Annotated in this window: 10 protein-coding genes and 1 tRNA gene; 5 read left to right on the top strand and 6 right to left on the bottom strand. The window is 38.7% G+C overall.

Features of this window, described 5'->3' with window-relative positions; translation table 11 throughout:
• Positions 1–1,039: 1,039 nt before the first annotated feature.
• Both AC6ER8_RS02525 and AC6ER8_RS02520 read right to left on the bottom strand, forming a co-directional pair.
• Positions 1,040–4,315, bottom strand: coding sequence for an autotransporter outer membrane beta-barrel domain-containing protein (locus tag AC6ER8_RS02525; protein ID WP_497079063.1), 3,276 nt, complete (start codon positions 4,313–4,315; stop codon positions 1,040–1,042).
• Positions 4,316–4,993: 678 nt separating this feature from the next.
• A complete protein-coding gene (locus AC6ER8_RS02520; protein WP_497079061.1) occupies positions 4,994–10,834 on the bottom strand; it encodes an autotransporter family protein in 5,841 nt (1,946 codons plus the stop codon).
• 200 nt (positions 10,835–11,034) lie between these two features.
• Here AC6ER8_RS02520 and AC6ER8_RS02515 point away from each other — a divergent pair, with 200 nt between their 5' ends.
• From AC6ER8_RS02515 to AC6ER8_RS02495, 5 genes are all read left to right on the top strand, one after another.
• Positions 11,035–11,982 (top strand): siderophore ABC transporter substrate-binding protein, encoded by a 948-nt coding sequence (locus AC6ER8_RS02515; protein WP_497079059.1) that lies wholly within the window; start codon positions 11,035–11,037, stop codon positions 11,980–11,982.
• 106 nt (positions 11,983–12,088) lie between these two features.
• Positions 12,089–13,045 (top strand): ABC transporter permease, encoded by a 957-nt coding sequence (locus AC6ER8_RS02510; protein WP_497079057.1) that lies wholly within the window; start codon positions 12,089–12,091, stop codon positions 13,043–13,045.
• Positions 13,038–13,988 (top strand): iron chelate uptake ABC transporter family permease subunit, encoded by a 951-nt coding sequence (locus AC6ER8_RS02505; protein WP_497079055.1) that lies wholly within the window; start codon positions 13,038–13,040, stop codon positions 13,986–13,988. The genes AC6ER8_RS02510 and AC6ER8_RS02505 overlap by 8 nt, the downstream gene beginning before the upstream one ends.
• A complete protein-coding gene (locus AC6ER8_RS02500; RefSeq protein WP_497079053.1) occupies positions 13,985–14,743 on the top strand; it encodes an iron ABC transporter ATP-binding protein in 759 nt (252 codons plus the stop codon). The genes AC6ER8_RS02505 and AC6ER8_RS02500 overlap by 4 nt, the downstream gene beginning before the upstream one ends.
• A gap of 64 nt (positions 14,744–14,807) precedes the next feature.
• Positions 14,808–14,881, top strand: a tRNA-Gln gene (locus AC6ER8_RS02495).
• Positions 14,882–15,092: 211 nt separating this feature from the next.
• On the opposite strand, the gene AC6ER8_RS02490 is transcribed toward AC6ER8_RS02495, so the two are convergent.
• Genes AC6ER8_RS02490 through AC6ER8_RS02475 form a run of 4 tightly spaced genes read right to left on the bottom strand, consistent with a single transcriptional unit; the run spans position 15,093 to position 18,302 of the window.
• A complete protein-coding gene (locus AC6ER8_RS02490; RefSeq protein WP_497079052.1) occupies positions 15,093–16,583 on the bottom strand; it encodes a replicative DNA helicase in 1,491 nt (496 codons plus the stop codon).
• Positions 16,580–17,569: a phage late control D family protein gene (locus AC6ER8_RS02485; protein ID WP_497079572.1), complete on the bottom strand. Its 990-nt coding sequence runs from the start codon at positions 17,567–17,569 to the stop codon at positions 16,580–16,582. The genes AC6ER8_RS02490 and AC6ER8_RS02485 overlap by 4 nt, the downstream gene beginning before the upstream one ends.
• A complete protein-coding gene (locus AC6ER8_RS02480) occupies positions 17,560–17,814 on the bottom strand; it encodes a tail protein X (RefSeq protein WP_497074126.1) in 255 nt (84 codons plus the stop codon). The genes AC6ER8_RS02485 and AC6ER8_RS02480 overlap by 10 nt, the downstream gene beginning before the upstream one ends.
• Positions 17,811–18,302 (bottom strand): phage tail protein, encoded by a 492-nt coding sequence (locus AC6ER8_RS02475; RefSeq protein WP_497079570.1) that lies wholly within the window; start codon positions 18,300–18,302, stop codon positions 17,811–17,813. The genes AC6ER8_RS02480 and AC6ER8_RS02475 overlap by 4 nt, the downstream gene beginning before the upstream one ends.
• Positions 18,303–18,577 lie beyond the last annotated feature (275 nt).

Here is an 18,577-nt window from a genome sequence, read left to right as displayed (position 1 = left end):
AAATATGGAATTTAAAAATACACGCTAAATCCATCGTTTTTATAAAAAATTTATCAAAATAAAACTGAAAAACGAAAGAAAAATCATCTCTAAAGTTATTATAAAAGACAACTTTAGTTAGTTTACATATACTAACACGCTTCCTTTAACGGATGCCACATCAATCCTCAGAGCAGATCCCGTCAATATCTTTGCAATCAATATTCTCTTGAAAGAATAAGCCCTCTGTAAGCAGACAAAACATATATCCAAATTGGAAACAAAGGGATCATATATGTCTGCTTTTAGGCAATCTTTATAGACAAGATAGCCTAATTTAGAATGGGAATGTATAATAATCAAAATCAATTCCTATTTTTTACCATCTTCTTATTCGACTTTACAACATTCAAAATGCCATCAGAGCCATATCTTTAAAAAATAAAGATTACACATGACTTCATCTTATTATTGATGCACATTCTTAAAAAAATACATTTCCTGAAAAATCAGTATTATGTTTCTTATTCACCAGTATTTTCAGATATCTCTCATTTCGCCCATTCCTATTTCACAACAGCAGCACATATAATATAAAGTATCATCGGATACAGCCCTCATTCCCCTTGCGATGTATCATTTTCTTTGCCAATTTCTAATGATGCCCCCTCTCCTCTTAACACAATTTATAAAATCACATTGCAGCCTTTCTTAAAACGATTGTTATTCTCCTGCCAATCTACCCATACAAAGGACAAGCTTTTTATGGATTCAAGAGTATTGAAAATGAAAATATTTTTAGCATCCTCGATTAAAAAATATCTTTATTAATCAGCGCATTATAAACAATATAACAATCACTCTGAAATACATTCTTTGAAACGACAACATACAAAATTATTCAATTTTTCAAGGAAAATAAAAGCCCCCAAAACATATTAAAGAAATGCAAAATCATACTCTATAAAAAGACTATAACAACAAAATGATGAGAGCTCGAAAAAAAGCCACAAGCTATGTTTGTGGCTTTTTCAAAGATTAATCAAAAACAATAACGATATTAGAAATTATAACGCAATCCCCCTGAAAAACTGGTTCCAGAAAAACCAGCTTTCGTAAGCTTGTGCTGATAAACTAAGTCACCGTGAAGTGCAAAATTTTGAGACAATTGGGCATTAAAACCTAATCCAGTTTCTAATGAAGAACCAAAAGCCCCTAACTGAAAAGCATCTTTAAAATGCACAAATTGTTTTCCTTCAAAACCATGAGCAAGATTAAGCTTGCCATAGAAAGAAATAACTTGAGCCTCATCAGTGGTAATCAGCATCTTTGTTAAACGCCCTCCAAAACGCCCTATCCACTGATGGAGTTTTCCCAACTCAATATCAAAGCCGTCCACATCACGCACCTTATTAAATTGCAGATATTGATAAACAACCTGAACTTGCGGATCAAAAATAAAACCGTCCTCTCCCACCATAAATGTTTTACCAGCCGTCAATGAAGCACTTAAAGGGTTTCCCTTTAATGTTGCCGTTTTCCCCCGTGCTGTTGTCAGAACATCACCCTTAAATAAACCGTAAGACACAAGACCATCAACGTAAAAACCTGCATCATGTTGCATACCACCGTATGCTGCAACGGACCATTTATCAAAGGTACTTTTTTGACTCTGTTCAACATTTAAAGGTTGCAAAGAAAATTTCTCGTAAGACCCACTAATTCCCAAAGAAGTGGTCCCATACATATTTTCAATTGCTTTCAGCAAAATACCCGCCTCTATGGTATTATAATTAAGCTCGCCGCCATAACCATATTCAAGCGCTGAAAGATTTGAAGTATAACGATAATTGCCGCCATAACCGCGCACAAAAAAGAAAGGATTTTCGCGGCTTTCTAACAGTCCACCAGTTGCAATTCGCAAAGCTTCAAGCCGCTTATTTTGATGACTAACATTCATCAAACCAAGATGAAGTAAGGCATTCGGCAACAGCAGATAAGTCGGAACCTGCGGAACAACAGCCTTAATGCCCGGCTTAGGACGAGGTTCCGGCTCTGGTCCTGGAGGAGGTGTCGGACGAGGATCTGGTTCCGGTTTAACACCATCAATAGATCGACTCTCAAGACGAAAATCCCAAAATTTTTCACTCCCTCCAACTAATCTTTGAGCAGAATCAGCCTCCCCTAACTCAGAATTTGGACCATAACCATAAAGCTTATACTGATAAGGTAATTCGTCTAACGCTACATAACCACCTTCCAACTGAAAAGAATCCTGCTTTGCTTCTCCAGAGACCTGAATGATTGAAATACCTTCATTCCTCCCTCCCCTTCCCGTGTATCCTCCTGGACTTCCTGCAACAGCGCGCACATGGAGCTTTGTCTTTCCCTCAACATCTCCATGAATTAAAACACGGTCCGTCTTTTGCTGATCAAGAGAACCACCACTATTCAGATAGGTATTCACAAAAATAGAGGCACCTTCACGTGCTTTATAAACCTCACCCTTTCCATTTCCAATACGAAGAGTTTGATAACCATCAATAGAAGAAGTTTCATGTCTTTTAAAGTTAATAGAGCTCTCACCCATAAGACTGACGAGTGAAATAAAAGAAGCCTCTACATCCCCCTGTTGATCTGTTGGCAACTTTTGTTGTAAAATCCATTGAGAGCCACCTCCTAAATAAAGTTCGGCCTTAGAATCTTGATCAACGTGTGTACGACCTTCAAGCGTAGAACCATCAGCCAAAACTGTTATAGAAGCCCCTTTCTCAGCTTTTAATAAAAAATCCCCTGACTGAAGAGTGCTTTTCATCAAACTTACCACACCAGAAATAACGTTTTCACCATAAAGAGCCGTATCATCTAAAACAGACAACTTTGTTGTATCCAAATTAACAACATCCAATCGTTGTGGTGTTTTTTCTTCCTCTAATGAAGTTTCCTCTTTTTTATCTCCACCTTTGCTCCATGGTTTTTCTCCCTGAAAATAGACACCATAAGATCCCTCTCCCTTTACTTTAACAGAAGAAGACTTAAGATTAGCCTCAGTCACATAAAAGTTATTCGCTAAATCTTCTGCTTCATCTTCGGTTTCAGATTCTTCTTCAGATCGTTCTGACCCAGAATATAAAGGCTTAAATGAGTTTTTTAACAAGATACCATGCACCCCCTCAACATCAATCTTTCCCCCTTTAAACTCAACCTTTCCCCCTTCATCCATTAAAAAAGCGGCATTATTTTCGCCTTTTTTACTCTTTCCAGTAATCCTAACATCATCGAGAATAATCTTTCCATCTAATGTCGAAGAAACCCCATGACTATTCATAAAATCAATTGATCCACCTAACACCTCAATTTTTGCACCACCATAATTATAAAGGCTTGCCTTCCCACCATCAGTTTTAATTTTCGTATCTTTTAACATAACATACGTTGGCTGTCCTATTGCTTGAACAGCCATAGCACTTCCCTGAATAGTCCCACCATCCACTTTAATTACGCCATTACTCGCATGAAGAGCTACTGGCTTTCCCTCTTGAAGAGTTGCATTATTCTGGAAAGTAAAATTCTTCAAAGTAATTTGACCACCCTCTGATACAGACACACCACGAGTCAAGAGTTTATCAGAATCTTCACTACCAACAGTGACATTTTCTCCTTTCACTTTTGCATTCTTCCCTTTTACCGTTATAGCAACTGTGGAGGGATAGCGAGAAGCATTAGCTTTTGTAATCTTATAAGATTTATTATCAATTGTGTCCTCTCCACAACCATTGCATAAATAATATAACCCATTATACAATACCAACTTTTCCCCATCCTTTTTATAAATATACTTACCATCTTCCTTATCTCCACCCTCTCCACTAAGAGGGCGTCCAGCATTACTCCCACTAAGAGAATTTCCATCGCTAATGTTCCCCCTCCCTATACCCCCACCGCTGCCAGGAACAGTGATTATATCAGCCCTTTCCCCTTCCTCTCCACCAAGTGAGGGGCGCCCATTATTGTTCCCGCAAAGAGAACCACCACTTCCACGGATACTACCCGAAAGATTAATCCTACCACCATTAACACCAGCATTAGTATTAATACTATCTTCCTCAACACAGATGTTGCCACTTAAATTTCTCGTTAAAACATTCCCAGAGCTGCTCGTCCCTGGCCCTCCAGAAAGCACATTAGACAATATCGGAGTAACAGTGATGTTATAACGCACAACACTATCACGTCCCCCTCCATTTACAGCGATCGCTATTCCATTTTGGAGAAAAGAAAGGATAGCTGTTGTACAGGCACATAAACACACATGATTTCTAAACACCTTAATCATAGTTCCCTCGAAACTTTTCTTCCCCTCTCATTGAAAACAAAAGCACTCGAAAAACATGCCGCCATGCACCTAAAATATGAACGGTGTAACAAAAAGGACATGCCTCATGCTCATTTGAACGCGCAATGAATCATCCCTATAAACTTGGCAGAAACTCTACGTAAAAACCATCTATAAGAGAATAATAACAAAACACACTTTATAAGTGTATAATGCATTCTGTATCTCGTGTAAAGAAAAAATGAAATCAATACGTGTAATTAATTAAAGACACAATTTAGACTTGTGAGCTTTAAGAAATTATTCCACAATAAGATGAATGCAAAAATGATTCAAAACAGTGAACAAAAACTCTCAAAAATGAGTTTTAGAAAGCATCAAATATTATATTAGATAATATCAATATGGCATTCAAAAAGATAACATAACACATAGTGGACTCCTGCACGCTTTAAAAGCCCATACAAGTGAGTCACTCTATCACTTCATCAGCAGCACAAACTTTAAGAAAATTCGCTTTAGCGTAGAAAGACACGCTCATGCGTACAATAAACTATATCTTTTTTTACTCATATCAAGAAAACGAGCAATTTTTAAAGAACAAACGCAAGTTGTTATAAAGAAAAAAGGCAGCACATAGTGCTGCCTTTTTTTAAAAAGTACATACTGTACCTCATATTAGAACTGATAACGTACTCCTCCGGAGAAACTTGCTCCAGAAAAACCAGCTTTATTAAGCTTATGTTGGTAGAGAACATCAGCATGCAGAGAAAACTGTGGCAATAATTTGGCATTAAAGCCTAATCCAGCCTCTAGTGAAGAACCAAATGCTCCTAATCGGAAAGTATCACTGAAACGCACAGACTGTTTGCCTCCCAAACCATGAGCAAGATAAAGCTTACCATAGAAAGCAACGGCATCTACACCTTCAGAGCCTGTAGGATTCTTGGTTAAGCGTCCACCAACACGTGCCACCCATTGATCAAGGTTACCCATTTCAATATCAAAATTGTCGATATCACGAGCCTTATTAAATTGGAGATGTTGATAAACAACCTGAACCTGCGGATCAAAGACAAAGCCCTTATATCCTGTAGCAATTGTCTGACCACTCATCAAGGAAACACTCAAAGGTTTACCTTTCAATGTTGCTGTCTTACCGCGTGCAAGAGTGAGAACATCACCTTTTAACAGACCATAAGACAAAAGACCATCGACATAGAAGCCAACATCATGCTGCATACTACCATAAGCTGTAGCAGTCCACTTATCAAAGGCGCTCTTTTGACTTTGCTCAACATTCAAAGGTTGTAGAGAAAGCTTTCCATAAGTTCCCATAACGCCCAATGATATAGCACTGTCAGCATTTTCAACCGTTTGCAACAAAACACCAGCCTCTACACCATGATAGTTAAGATCGCTGCCATAACCATATTCAAGTGCAGATAAATCTGAAGCATAACGGAAACTTCCACCATAGCCACGCAAATACAAAGCAGGATTCTCACGAACATCTACCATTCCTTTAGGCGTCATCCGTAATGTCTCCAACTGCTTATTTTGATTGTTAATATCCATCAAGCCAGCATGGAATATGCTATTAGGCAAGGTAAGATAAGTTGGAACCTGCGGAACGACAGATCTGACAAACTGTTCAGAAACGGAAGCAGATCCAGTAGACTTCACATATTGATTTTCTAAACGGAAGTTCCAAAACGCTCCACCATCCTTAACAAATTTCTGTTGCGCATGTTCCTGTTTTGCAGTCGCTTCTGGACCATAAGCACGAAGAGTGTATTTGTAAGGTGAGTCTAACAGTGCAACATAATCGCCATCAAGTTGGAAAGAATCTTTCTTCGCTTGACCATAGACCTGAATAACTGAAACGCTGTGCGCAATCTTGGCATTCGCTTTAGCATTTCTTACACTGCTTGCATCACCCCGTACATGTATTTTTGTTGTTCCAGAAACATCACCATAAACAACAATCCGATCTGTGACTTGCTGATCACTTGGATCATGCGGGTTTAAACGTGCATTGAGATGAATTATAGCATCACCCTGCGCCTCATAAACTGTGCCTTTTCCATTTCCAATATGAAGAGTTTGATATTTCCCTTCAGATTCTGAAGATTTAAAATTAATAGCACTATTGATAAGACTTACAAAAGAAACACATGAATCCATACATCCTGAATCTGACGTAACCAAATTCTTCTGTGCACTTCTTTTGAGAATCCACTCTGATCCATTAGTCAAAATTAAGTTGATATAAGAGCTTTTATCAATATGTGAACCACCTATCATTGTAGAGTCATTAACCGAAACCAATATATTGGAATCATTTTCAGCCTTCAACAATAAGTCACCAGAAAGGCTTGTTTTATCTTTTAATGAAACAAGACCTACAGAAGTATTACCATAAATAGCAACCCCCTTGGCGACTTCGAAATTAGCCTTTTTCAATGAAACCGTCCCTGTTATGCTTACAGGTGTTTTTTCCTGTTTGGATTCAGCACTACGCTTAACAACACCAGAACGCTCTACTGCTTCTAAGCTTTCACTTCTATTTTGTTTTCCCACACCTTGCCCATCAAAATATATACCATAAGCTCCATCACCTTCCACTTTAACAGTCGAAGATTCGATATTAGCATGATTCATCGTAGGACGTGCATCAGAGGATCTTTTTCTTCTAGAAGAACCCGACCCAGCCACATCACCATCAGTAGTTCTCATAACCAAAGCGTGTCCATCAGTAGCAACATTTCCATTTTTAAAATCAACAGAAGCATTATTACTCAACACAAAAGCTGCACTCTCTATATTCTCTGTAGAATCTAGCTTCCCTGCCGCTTTTTTCACAGTAATGTGAACTTTATCTAACTGAACACTACCTCCAGATTTCGACTTCACTGCTACACCCCCTGTCATACTGACAGCCCCAGAGTTCATGGCTATCTTACCAGCCTTACTTTCCAAACCAGCCGCAGCACCTCCCCCCGTCACATTAATTGTCGTGCCTTTCAAGTTAACAGATGATCCAGAATCTGCCAAAGCGCCTACATGATAAGCATTGACTGTGCCCTCATTCATCGTAATTTTTCCGCCACTTTTAGCTTCAAGACCAATTACAGAAGATGTAATTGTTGATTTTTTATCCAAAACAACCTCAGCTTTTTCTTCTACCAATACAGCACTTACAAGCTTTGACTTTGGAAAATCAGTACCATTCTTCAAATCAGAACTATCCGCACCACTAATGGTAACATTCTCTAACTTGATAACTGTATCCTCACTCTTTGCATGCATAGAATGCTGAGTATCACTATTAACCTTCAGTGTAAGATCTTTCAGTGTATATGTTTTACCATCACTGCATGAATAAGACGTCTGCAAACCCTTCCCACCATTATTCTGTGTAGCATCACTACATGAAGTAGAAGACGAATTTACAGATGCAGCAGGCGAAGGCTCCTCAGATGTTTGTTTTCTCTTACTTGAAAGTAAAATACGCCCTTTTCCTAAAGTGTTACCCCCTTCTCCCTTAGCTGAAGAATCCTTTTTCTCAGATACAGTATCAACCAAGGTAGAAGAAACTTTAGACTCTGTTGTTTTCTTAGAATCGCCAAGTACTACGATCTTGGGATTCCCCGATATAGAAGATTGAGAAGTAGAAGTCCCAGAATCTATAGGAGGTATATCAACCGTAACACCATCAGTAGAAGAAGAGCTTCCTGCATTTTTCTTTTCTCCGCTTGTATCAATAGCTTCACTTGAGCCAACAAGATTCTCAGTAGGAGGAACATCCAACGAAGAAGATGGAGTATCTTCTTCAGTTTCAGAAACTGTAGAAATTTCAGATAGAGAACTTAAAGCTGCCTCATCATCACCTGTATCAGCTCTTAAAAGCGTAGGACTATTCGACGCAGAAGATCGAGAAGCAGAAGGCATAACGGTCTCAGTAAGATTCCCTTCTTCTACTATATCATAACCAGCTTCTTCTGTTATACCATACTCAGCTTCTTCTACTATACCATAATCAGCTTCTCCACGTGTGTTACTAAGAAGAACAATACCTAAACTATCACCGCCTTCAGTCGTTGTTTCTAACTCATTATCTTCAAATTCAAAATCTTTATAATCATCAATACCATCAAGATAACTATAATCATAACCCGTTGCCTGCCCATCTTCATTTAAGATCATTACAGGAGGAATATCAAACACATCACTTCTTCCCCGATCCTTCAAAATCTTACCAAGAAACGTAGGATCATCAGGAGTTTGAGAACTATACAGTATCGGATGTAAATCATAACCCATCACATATCTTGCTAAAACTCTAGCTGATGCAGAAGGATAGGTATTATCTTCACCATCCTTTTTATCCTTCTGCATTTTACCTTCTAAACGGAAGTCCCAAATCTGTTCATTTCTTACAAACCGCTCATCCAAAAATTCCATACCTGGGGCAATAACTGGACCATAAGCACGAAGAATATACTGATAAGGTGAACCGTCTAGTGTGACATAATCACTACTTAACTTAAAAGAATCTTTCGTTGCGTCCCCATAAACTTGGATAATTGAAATACTAGGAAAATGATTATTGCCATAATCAACATTTTTAGCCTCAGGTTTTTGTTTATTTACAGCATCATACATATGCTTGTCATTCACATATACTGTAGTTTTTCCTTGAACATCACCATAAATCACAAGTCTATCAGACGCTTGCCTGCTACGCTCTCTATTAAGAAGCAACTGTGTATCTACATTGAAGTAAATTTTAGAATCCCCAGAGGCTTTATAAACCGTTCCCTTAGAGGTTTTATAAACATTTTTCCCAGAGCTTGTATCAATCGTTTGTCCTCCTATAATGTAAAGCGTTTGATAATGTTCATTATTTTCTGGAGGAATAAATCCGATAATACTACCAGAAATATCGATAGATGAAATATACGAATCTGTATCAGTAACACCTGAGTTTTTCCAACCTCTATATTTATTTCTTGTTAAGTACCACTTTGAGTCTCCGTGTAGATAAATCTTGGCATCAGAATCCACCCCAGTATAGGCAGCACCTACAATTTTAGAATTAGAAGAAAAAACTGATAATTTTGCATTAGAGTAAGCGTCCAATAATAAACTACTTTCAAGTTCCGAACCATTGGCAAGAACAACATACCCACTTGAATTTTCACCATAAATCCCTACTCCATCTGGAATTTTGATTGTAGTCTTATTAAAATAAACCAAGTGTCTTACATCTCTTTTTTCTGGTAAGTTTTCTACAATTTTATTGCTCTGCTCTTCTCTCTGTTCAATTTCTTTTTCACCTTCTTTTCCCTTATCAAAATATACACCATAAGATTCCTCTCCCTTTAAGTTAATCTGTGATTCACCCACATAAGCATCAAATTTCCACCTGTTTACATCATTTCCGACTCCTACAATACCATTCATAGTATTGGAAACAGAAGTAAAGAACTCACTCTCTATAGTTTCTCCATCAATCGGATATACTATTTTAGCAGGTAAAATAGGAAATTCTCTATTTTCATGCAGAACGACCCCATCACGAATCCACATAAAAGCTGTATTAGATCCATTAAATTCTATCTTATTAAGGGAGACAAATCCCCCGTGCAACAGGAATCCAACACTATCAGGACCTTCAGACTCGCTACGAACACGTTGAGGATCTTTAGATAAATCCTCCGCTCTCTCTTTTGAACGAACTAGAATCTTAGTATCCTCTAACCTAATACCCCCCTTATGTTCTGATATGCCCCCGAAGCCCCCTTCTTCAAAGATAAGCCTCCCCTTATCCATCCTTATTCCAGCACCAATAGCCCTCAAACCAATGTCCATAACATCAACAACTACACCACTCAATAAAATAAGAGAATCTTCAGAACCATGAGACATAACACCCTGACGAACTTTGCTAATTGACCCTCTATTCAAGGTAATTTTTCCACCTGTACTTTCAACACCAACCAAAAATCCCCTAATACCTGAATCGGACAATTCAATCGTGGACACCTTCGCTGCGAGCAAAGCGCTTGCATAATCCAACTGAGACAAATCTTCAGCCAGAACCCCTAAACTTTCACTGAGCTCTAAATTTCCTGGATCGGTAATAGGTACTTTATGTCTAATACTCGTATTATACAACTTAACAGTTGTATGTTTCGTCTGCCCTACGCTACGTACCAGCCCTTGCGACTGGGTATTTGGAACAAAGTGTCCTGCCGTTTCCACAGCATGATCTCCCACCGTGTCCACAGTAATAATACCACCAGACTTTACTATATGTATCTCACCATCCTTACATAACATTGGTTTATTAGTCATCTGATAATTCTTAGCTTCACACTTATAATCATCCCGTTGCGAATTACCACTAACAACAGGATTATTAGCCATAGAAGCATCAAAACCTTGTAAAAAGAAGAAAGCACTTGTTGTCAGCGCATACAAACTTGTACGCTTTTTAAATACATTGATCATATGTCAAACTTTCTAAATAATGTTGCAAAAACACTAGAATTAAGTGAAAATGAGGTAAGTGAACAGTTTGTAACATATGTTAGTCAACTTTACAACATAGTGTTATTTATTGTCGCATCATTTTGTGCATAAAAATGTCTAAGTTAAGTTTTTAAGTGCACAAACTCTTGTAATTACGTGATAAAAAGGATGAAATCACAATGGTAAAATATATGAAATGGGTGACTTCTGTCTTACTGGTTGTAATCAGCTTTGCAACGACTTTATGGACACAGACCAGTATTGCAAATACCAGTGGTAAAAATGTAACAATTAATCATGTTTCAGGAACAACTTCTGTTCCTGATTCTCCGCAAAAGGTTGTGGTGTTTGATATCGCTACCCTTGATAATATGAACCGCCTTGGGATCAAAGCAGTTGTCGGTATTCCTGAAGGACACAAGCCTTCCTATCTAGAACAATTCAATGATGCAAAATATGAAAAAATTGGGACTCTTTTTGAACCTGATTATGAAAAAATTGCCACTCTCCAACCCGATTTGATTATTATTTCTTCCAGAACGCAACCAAAATATAAAGATTTATCCAAAATTGCTCCAACGATTGATCTGACAATAGGAAACGAAAATTCTCTTGATGATATTAAACGGAATGTGTCTATCCTTGGAAAAATTTTTGGTAAAGAACAAGAAGCAGAAAAGGAAATTGCAAAACTTGATGAAACCTTAGCTGAAGTCCGCAAAAATACTCAAGGAAAAGGCACAGGGCTCGTACTGATGACCTCTGGCGGGAAAATAAGTGCTTTGGGACCAAAATCACGTTTCGATATTTTCCATTCCGCTTTTGGAATTACTCCTGCAACCGATAAGCTCACTGTACAAAAACATGGACAACTCATTTCTCCTGAATTTATTCTTGAGACAAATCCTGATTGGTTGTTGGTTATTGATCGTGATGCTGCTATTGGACGGGAAGGACAATCCGCAGCACAACTGCTTAACAATGAGCTTGTGCACCGTACAACAGCAAGCAAACAAAACCAGATTATTTATTTGGACTCTTGGAGTTGGTATCGTGCAAGTGGTGGTTTAACAGGACTGCTTGAAACCGCTAAACAAATCAATGAAGCCTTTACAAAGAGCAAATAAGCACACAAAAAAACTTGCTTGCACTATAAATAAAATTTAAAAGCAGAGGGTGTTTATTAAGCAGCCTTTGCTTTTTTTATTAGGTTTTGTTAGAAAATGATTTAACGTGAAGAATTACTGGATAACCATAGCATTTCTCATTCTCCTGTCTATCCTCAGCATTTTTGTTGGTTATTCTGATGTCACACCCTCTGATCTCTTCGCTGCTGATCCCCATGCTTGGCTTATTTTTTGGCAAACACGTCTTCCTCGTACTATTGCAATTCTTTTGGTAGGAGCAGCACTTGCACTTTCAGGCATGATTATGCAACTGTTGACACGTAATCGCTTTGTTGAACCATCAACCGCAGGAACCGTTGAATCGGCTTCCCTTGGCATTCTTTTTATTATGATTTTTCTGCCCAATATCCCTGTTTTAGGAAAAATGGTTGTTGCAACACTTTTTGCCATGATGGGCACTTTACTTTTTATGTTTTTATTACGCCGCATTCCTCTAAAATCTGCTCTCATTGTCCCCCTTACGGGGATTATGCTAAGCTATATTATCGGCTCATTAACCAATGCCATTGCAGATTATGAAATGCTCCTTCCTTCTCTTCAAGCTTACTTATTTGGTAGTTTTGCCATGATTCTTGAAGGGAAATACGAACTTTTATGGCTCTCCCTTCCTTTGTGTATTCTTGCCTATTGTACTGCTGATCGCTTTACGGTTGCAAGTTTGGGAGAAGATTTAACCAATAACCTTGGATTGAATTATCGTGTTGTCATGTTCTTTGGTCTTTTTATTGTTGCCTCAATCACCGCGGTTGTGGTCTGTACTGTCGGCCGTATTCCTTTTATTGGATTGATTATTCCAAATATTGTTTCAAGTTTCATGGGAGATAATATGCGCTATAGTGCTCCTTGGGTAGCCATCAGTGGTGCAGGATTGGTCTTGATTTGTGACCTTTTAGGACGAATCATTCATCCTTCTTTTGAAGTTCCCATCAGCACCATGATGGGCGTGATCGGTAGTTTTATTTTTATGATACTGCTTTTACGCTGGAGAAAGCGTCTTGGATAGAAGAAAAAAAACAATATGTATCCTAACAGTGCTTATCATCTTAGCATGTCTTGTCATCAGTCTTTACATGACATGGAATATCAATGTTTATACATGGAGCTTTCGTCTTATAAAACTCATCTCTCTGCTTCTTATTGCCTATGCAATAAGCGTTTCTACGGTTTTATTTCAAACAATCGTTAACAACCGTCTTCTTACCCCTTCTATTATGGGATTTGATCAACTTTATATCTTAATAAAGACTGTTTTGATCTATTTTGTAGGCTCTCTTTCCTTGCCTTTTTTAAATGAAGAAGGACAACTCGTTCTCGAAGCTCTCATTCTCATTTTTTTTTCGACAAGCCTTTTTCGTTGGCTCTTTTCAGGAAGTCTAAAGGGACTTCACTTAACACTTTTAATTGGTGTTGTTTTAGGGGGATTTTTTTTCAGTTTACGAATGTTTATGCAATTGCAACTCAATCCAGACCAAATGATGAATTTAACGGATATTATGTTTGCAAATTTTAATAAATTTAATACATCCCTTATAAGCTTTGCCACCATCATTATTTTCATTGTGAGTTTGATTGGGTGGCGCTCACGTCATCTTCTTGATATTTTGGCTTTAGGACGTGAAAATGCTCTCAATCTTGGCGTTAATTATCATAAAAGTGCGACAGCTATCCTTATTTTTGTTTCCATTCTCGTATCCATTTCCACCGCATTGGTAGGCCCCGTCACCTTTTTTGGACTGTTAGTTGCCAACCTTGCTTATGAACTTTCACCTCAAGCAAAACACAGTGTTGTTGTCCCAATTGCAGTATTATTAGCGATTATTTGTTTGGTGGGGGGACAATTTATTTTAGAGCAAATTTTTCATATGGCAGGACGTTTAAGTTTTATCATTGAGTTTTGTGGAGGGACAGTCTTTTTAATGTTACTGATGAAGGGGAAATTAAAATGATTGAAATCAATCATCTTTCCAAGGCTTACGGAGCACGATTGATTATCGATAATTTATGCCTTCATCTTCCCAAAGGGGGGATTATTTCTCTTATTGGGCCCAATGGTTCGGGAAAGTCCACTCTTTTAATGCTGATAAGACGTCTTTTACCACACGACAAAGGAACAATTCATATCGATAATTTTGATATTGATAAATTGCCTCATGACATTTTGGCTCAAAAGCTTTCAATTTTACGTCAAGATAATCCTTTATCCTTCCGTTTAACCGTGTACGATTTAGTGAGTTTTGGACGCTATCCTTACTCAAAAGGCTGGTATAATAAAGAAGACAAACAGTTCATCGACAGCGCCCTACGCTATCTTGGTTTACAAGATTTAAAGGACCGCTTTTTAGATGAGCTTTCTGGAGGTCAGCGTCAACGCGCATTTATCGCCATGGTCATCTGTCAAGATACTGATTATCTTCTCTTAGACGAACCATTAAACAATCTAGATATGAAACATGCCGTTTCTATGATGAAACAGTTACGCCGCACAGCCGATGAACTGAAAAAAACCATTCTTATTGTGATGCACGATATTAATTTTGCCTCATCTTATTCCGATACGATTGTTGCATTGAAAAATGGGAAAGCAGCCTATTATGGAACTCCCAAAGAAATTATGCAGCCAGAAATTCTTAAGGACATTTATGATGTCGATATTCAAATCAAAACGATCAATGATATCCCTATTGCTCTTTATTATCGATAGTCTCAAAGATTTTTTGCACTTGTCTACACTGTAGAATCTGCTAGAAACATTAAAATAGACTTATTGGGGAATAGTTTAATGGTAGAACAGCGGACTCTGACTCCGTCAATCTTGGTTCGAATCCAGGTTCCCCAGCCAGTATGGCTGTAGCCTGCCTGCTGTTTGTAGCTTGCCAGCGGGTTTTGTATATTTTGACACTAGGTTTTGTACCAATTTATTTTTTTTCAGATGATTTTTAAGGGGTTCTCAAAGGGTCTTCAAAGGCCTTTCAAAGGGTGTTTTAAGATTCGTAATTTTTTGTAAGAATCTATGTTTTTTTCTTCTCAATCATCGGATCATCATTTTGAGCTCAAGCGGATATTTCTGAGAGATGAGTATGATCTGTTAAATCACTAAAGCATGTAAAGTCAGATTGGAAAGCAAGAGGGACGATTCCTGTTGGACCATGGCGTTGCTTGGCTATGATAACTTCGGCTTTGCCCTTGGCTTGCTCCATTGCCTCTTTCCATTTGTGATATTCAAGCGTGCCTTCTTTGGGTTCTTCATTGTTGAGATAATATTCTTCACGATAAACAAACAACACAATATCGGCATCTTGCTCAATTGAACCTGATTCCCGTAAGTCAGACAGTTGTGGACGTTTATCTGTACGGTTTTCAACTTGTCGTGATAATTGTGAAAGCGCAATGATGGGAATATTGAGTTCTTTTGCAAGTGCTTTAAGCCCCATGGTGATGGCTGTAATCTCTTGAACGCGGTTTTCTAAAGAACGCTTTGAACCGCTTGTCATCAGTTGGATATAATCAATGATCAAAACATCTAGACCATGTTGTCGTTTAAGACGCCTTGCACGCGCAGCCAATTGTGCAAGGGATACAGCCCCCGTTTGATCGATATAAAGAGGAATGGTTTGAAGGGAACGCGTCATGTGAACAATATTTATAAACTGATCATCAGAAAGATTCCCCCGCCGTATATCAGAAGAAGAAACCTTCGTTTGTTCTGAGATAATGCGGGTTGCAAGCTGTTCTGTTGACATTTCAAGTGAAAAGAAACCAACAATACCCCCTTCACCTTCTTTTGTGTTGCTATCACGCTTGCAAGCATTGGCAATGTTAAAAGCAATATTGGTTGCAAGGGACGTTTTCCCCATACCGGGGCGCCCTGCTAGAATAATCAAATCAGATGCTTGCAACCCACCCATTTTCGCATCAAGGCCTTTAATATGGGTTGCCATACCAGAAAGCTTTGAAGAACGCTGTTTCGCAGCACTTGCCATGTTAAGTGCCTTTGTAATGGCGGTATTAAACTTTTCAAAACCACCCCCATATTTGCCCTTTTCGGCTAATGCAAATAACTGATTTTCAATCGCTTCAATTTGTTGTAAAGGACTAAGTTCTAGAGGAGCATCAAAAGATCTATTCACAATTTGAGTGCCAAGATTAATTAAAGAGCGGCGAATAAACAGATCATAAATGACCTGTCCATACTCTTGAGTATTGATGATTGTGACAGCTTCTTTGGCTAAACGCACCACATAATTAAAGACTGTAATGTCTCCAACTTTCTCATCATTTGCAAAAAAGGGCTTCATGGTAATGGGATCTGCAACTTTTCCCTTTTGAACAATTTGTGAGATGATATCAAAAAGCCTTTGATGAAGGGCTTCAAAAAAATGTTCTGCTTTAAGAAAATCAGCAACGCTCTCAAGCGCATTATTATTGATCATGATTGCCCCAAGCAAAGCTTGTTCTGCTTCAATATTATGGGGCAGTTGCCGAAAAGAAGAGGCAAAAGTATCTCTTGGGTTTTCTGCTTCTAACACATTTAATTTTCTCATGCCTCTTTTCCTTGATTTGGTGCCTCAAAGGTGATTTCTGTGGTGTATCCGCTTTGCTTTTCATAGCGATGGGTCACGGTTACCGCATGCCATGGACCATTGATTTCTCTACGGAACCCTTGCAATAGCAGTGGTTGACCCGCCATGATCTCAGGGCGCCCCTCCAAGGTCAAAGAACCACTGCCCATCGCGCGGCAAAGCCTATCCGACTCAGAAGCTGCTGCTGCTTGTGCTTGGCTCTCACAAGGGTAGCAGGTCCGCAGACGACGCACCGGACCATGATACCCCGTGTGATGTTTGACAGAATGCTGTTGTCCTTTTGCGCGATCAAAATAAGAGGCTTCAATGGTGCCGTATTGGGTGCGCGGCTCAAGGCTAAATTCCCAATGGGAACAATCCTGTTGATGAATTGTCTGGAGAGGAAGATTGTCTCCGCTTAAAAATAAAAACTTATTGTCTTTGATCAAAAAACGCGCCTGCATCCGATCAGCAAGGCGGGTTAAAAAATCAATCGCCGATTGATCCGTGCGCACCACATAAGGCAAGGTTTGTTTGGTGAATTGTGGACTCACCTTTGCTTGATAGCCATGACGTTTGGCAAGGGTCTCAACAATCTTGCCAATGGTTTTGTGATCAAAATGTTCGCTCATCTGTTCTTTGATTTCCTCACGCATGGAAGCGCTTTTGCCACAAAGGCGTAAAATCTCTCCATCACTGCCCCCACAACTGATCACCGATTCTACAACAAAACGCCCCATAAAGGCACGAATGCTGTTCTCATAACCAAAGGTGACTTGGAGTGCGCTACCCGCTGCTGGAATCTCTAAATCATTGCCGCTATCATCAAATTCTGCTTCAAAGCTATCGGCTTCATTACTCGTATTGTCCGTGATGGTTGCCGTTAAAAGACGCTGGTAAAAAACCTCATGAACAAGTTTCTCCCCCACCCTTACCTCAATAAAGGGATATGTGCGCATTAATCCCATAGCCGTTTGACCACACTGTTCTTTTCGCATGAGACAAATTCAGGCAAAAAGACTTTTAATCCCCGCGGTAAAAAAGCCCCATACCCCGCAATTTCTGGATTAGCCTCCAGCGTGGCTTCTAAATAGCCTTTTAATAAACCCGCTTGCCTCCGGTCTCCTAAAACAGACAAGGCATGGTGATAACAAATCAGATCTAAACTCATATCCTCAAGCTCGACCACAAACTGCTTTGCGGGAATCTTCATGGGCTATCCTCCTCTTGATCATATCCCTCTTGATACTGATCACCTTGGTATTGCCCTATTTGATATTGACCTTGCGGTTTTCCCCCATCAAAAAACGGCAACAGGCTTATGGAATAGCGAATACGCCCCGATTGACCAGAACGGCTAATGTAATCATGATCTTTACGAATATGGATAATCACCACAGCGCCATGCATCAAAGCACTGTAGCTATCATCACGCATCCAACGGATCATCTGAACAGGTTTTGCTCTTCGAATGGTTCTGGTGATGGCATCAATGGCAACCCGATCACCAAACTCTTCTGGAAATAATACCCCGTGGAGGGTTTTGGGATCATTGCCATAGCCGGTAAATTGCAAACCAGGGGAGCGGCCAAAACGCTCTAAGCAAACCTCTGAGGCAGAAAACTCTTCCTCAAACGATTGGAAATTCAACCAGTCCACATAAAATTGATGCGGTCCTAACATCAGCAAAAGATCTTGTATTCCCCTCTTCTCCTCATTTTGTTGTTTGCATTATTTTGTCTCACCATTCCTGTATTGTTTGATCATATGACAATGAATATTGGCATAAAAGCGTATCTTACCATTAATAAAGAAAAATGAAGAAACTATCAGTATCTTATAATATTACATTGAATGTAAAAGTATTATTTTTTAATATACTGAAAAAATACATTATGTATTTCATATTTAAATATAAATTCAACTTTAATTTTGACAGATAAAGTAAAATAAATTATTAAAGAGATGAGTAATTA

This window comes from Bartonella sp. SL320 (genome assembly GCF_059687635.1).
The sequence above is the reverse complement of the archived record's forward strand: the minus strand, read 5'-3'. Positions and strand labels throughout refer to the sequence as shown.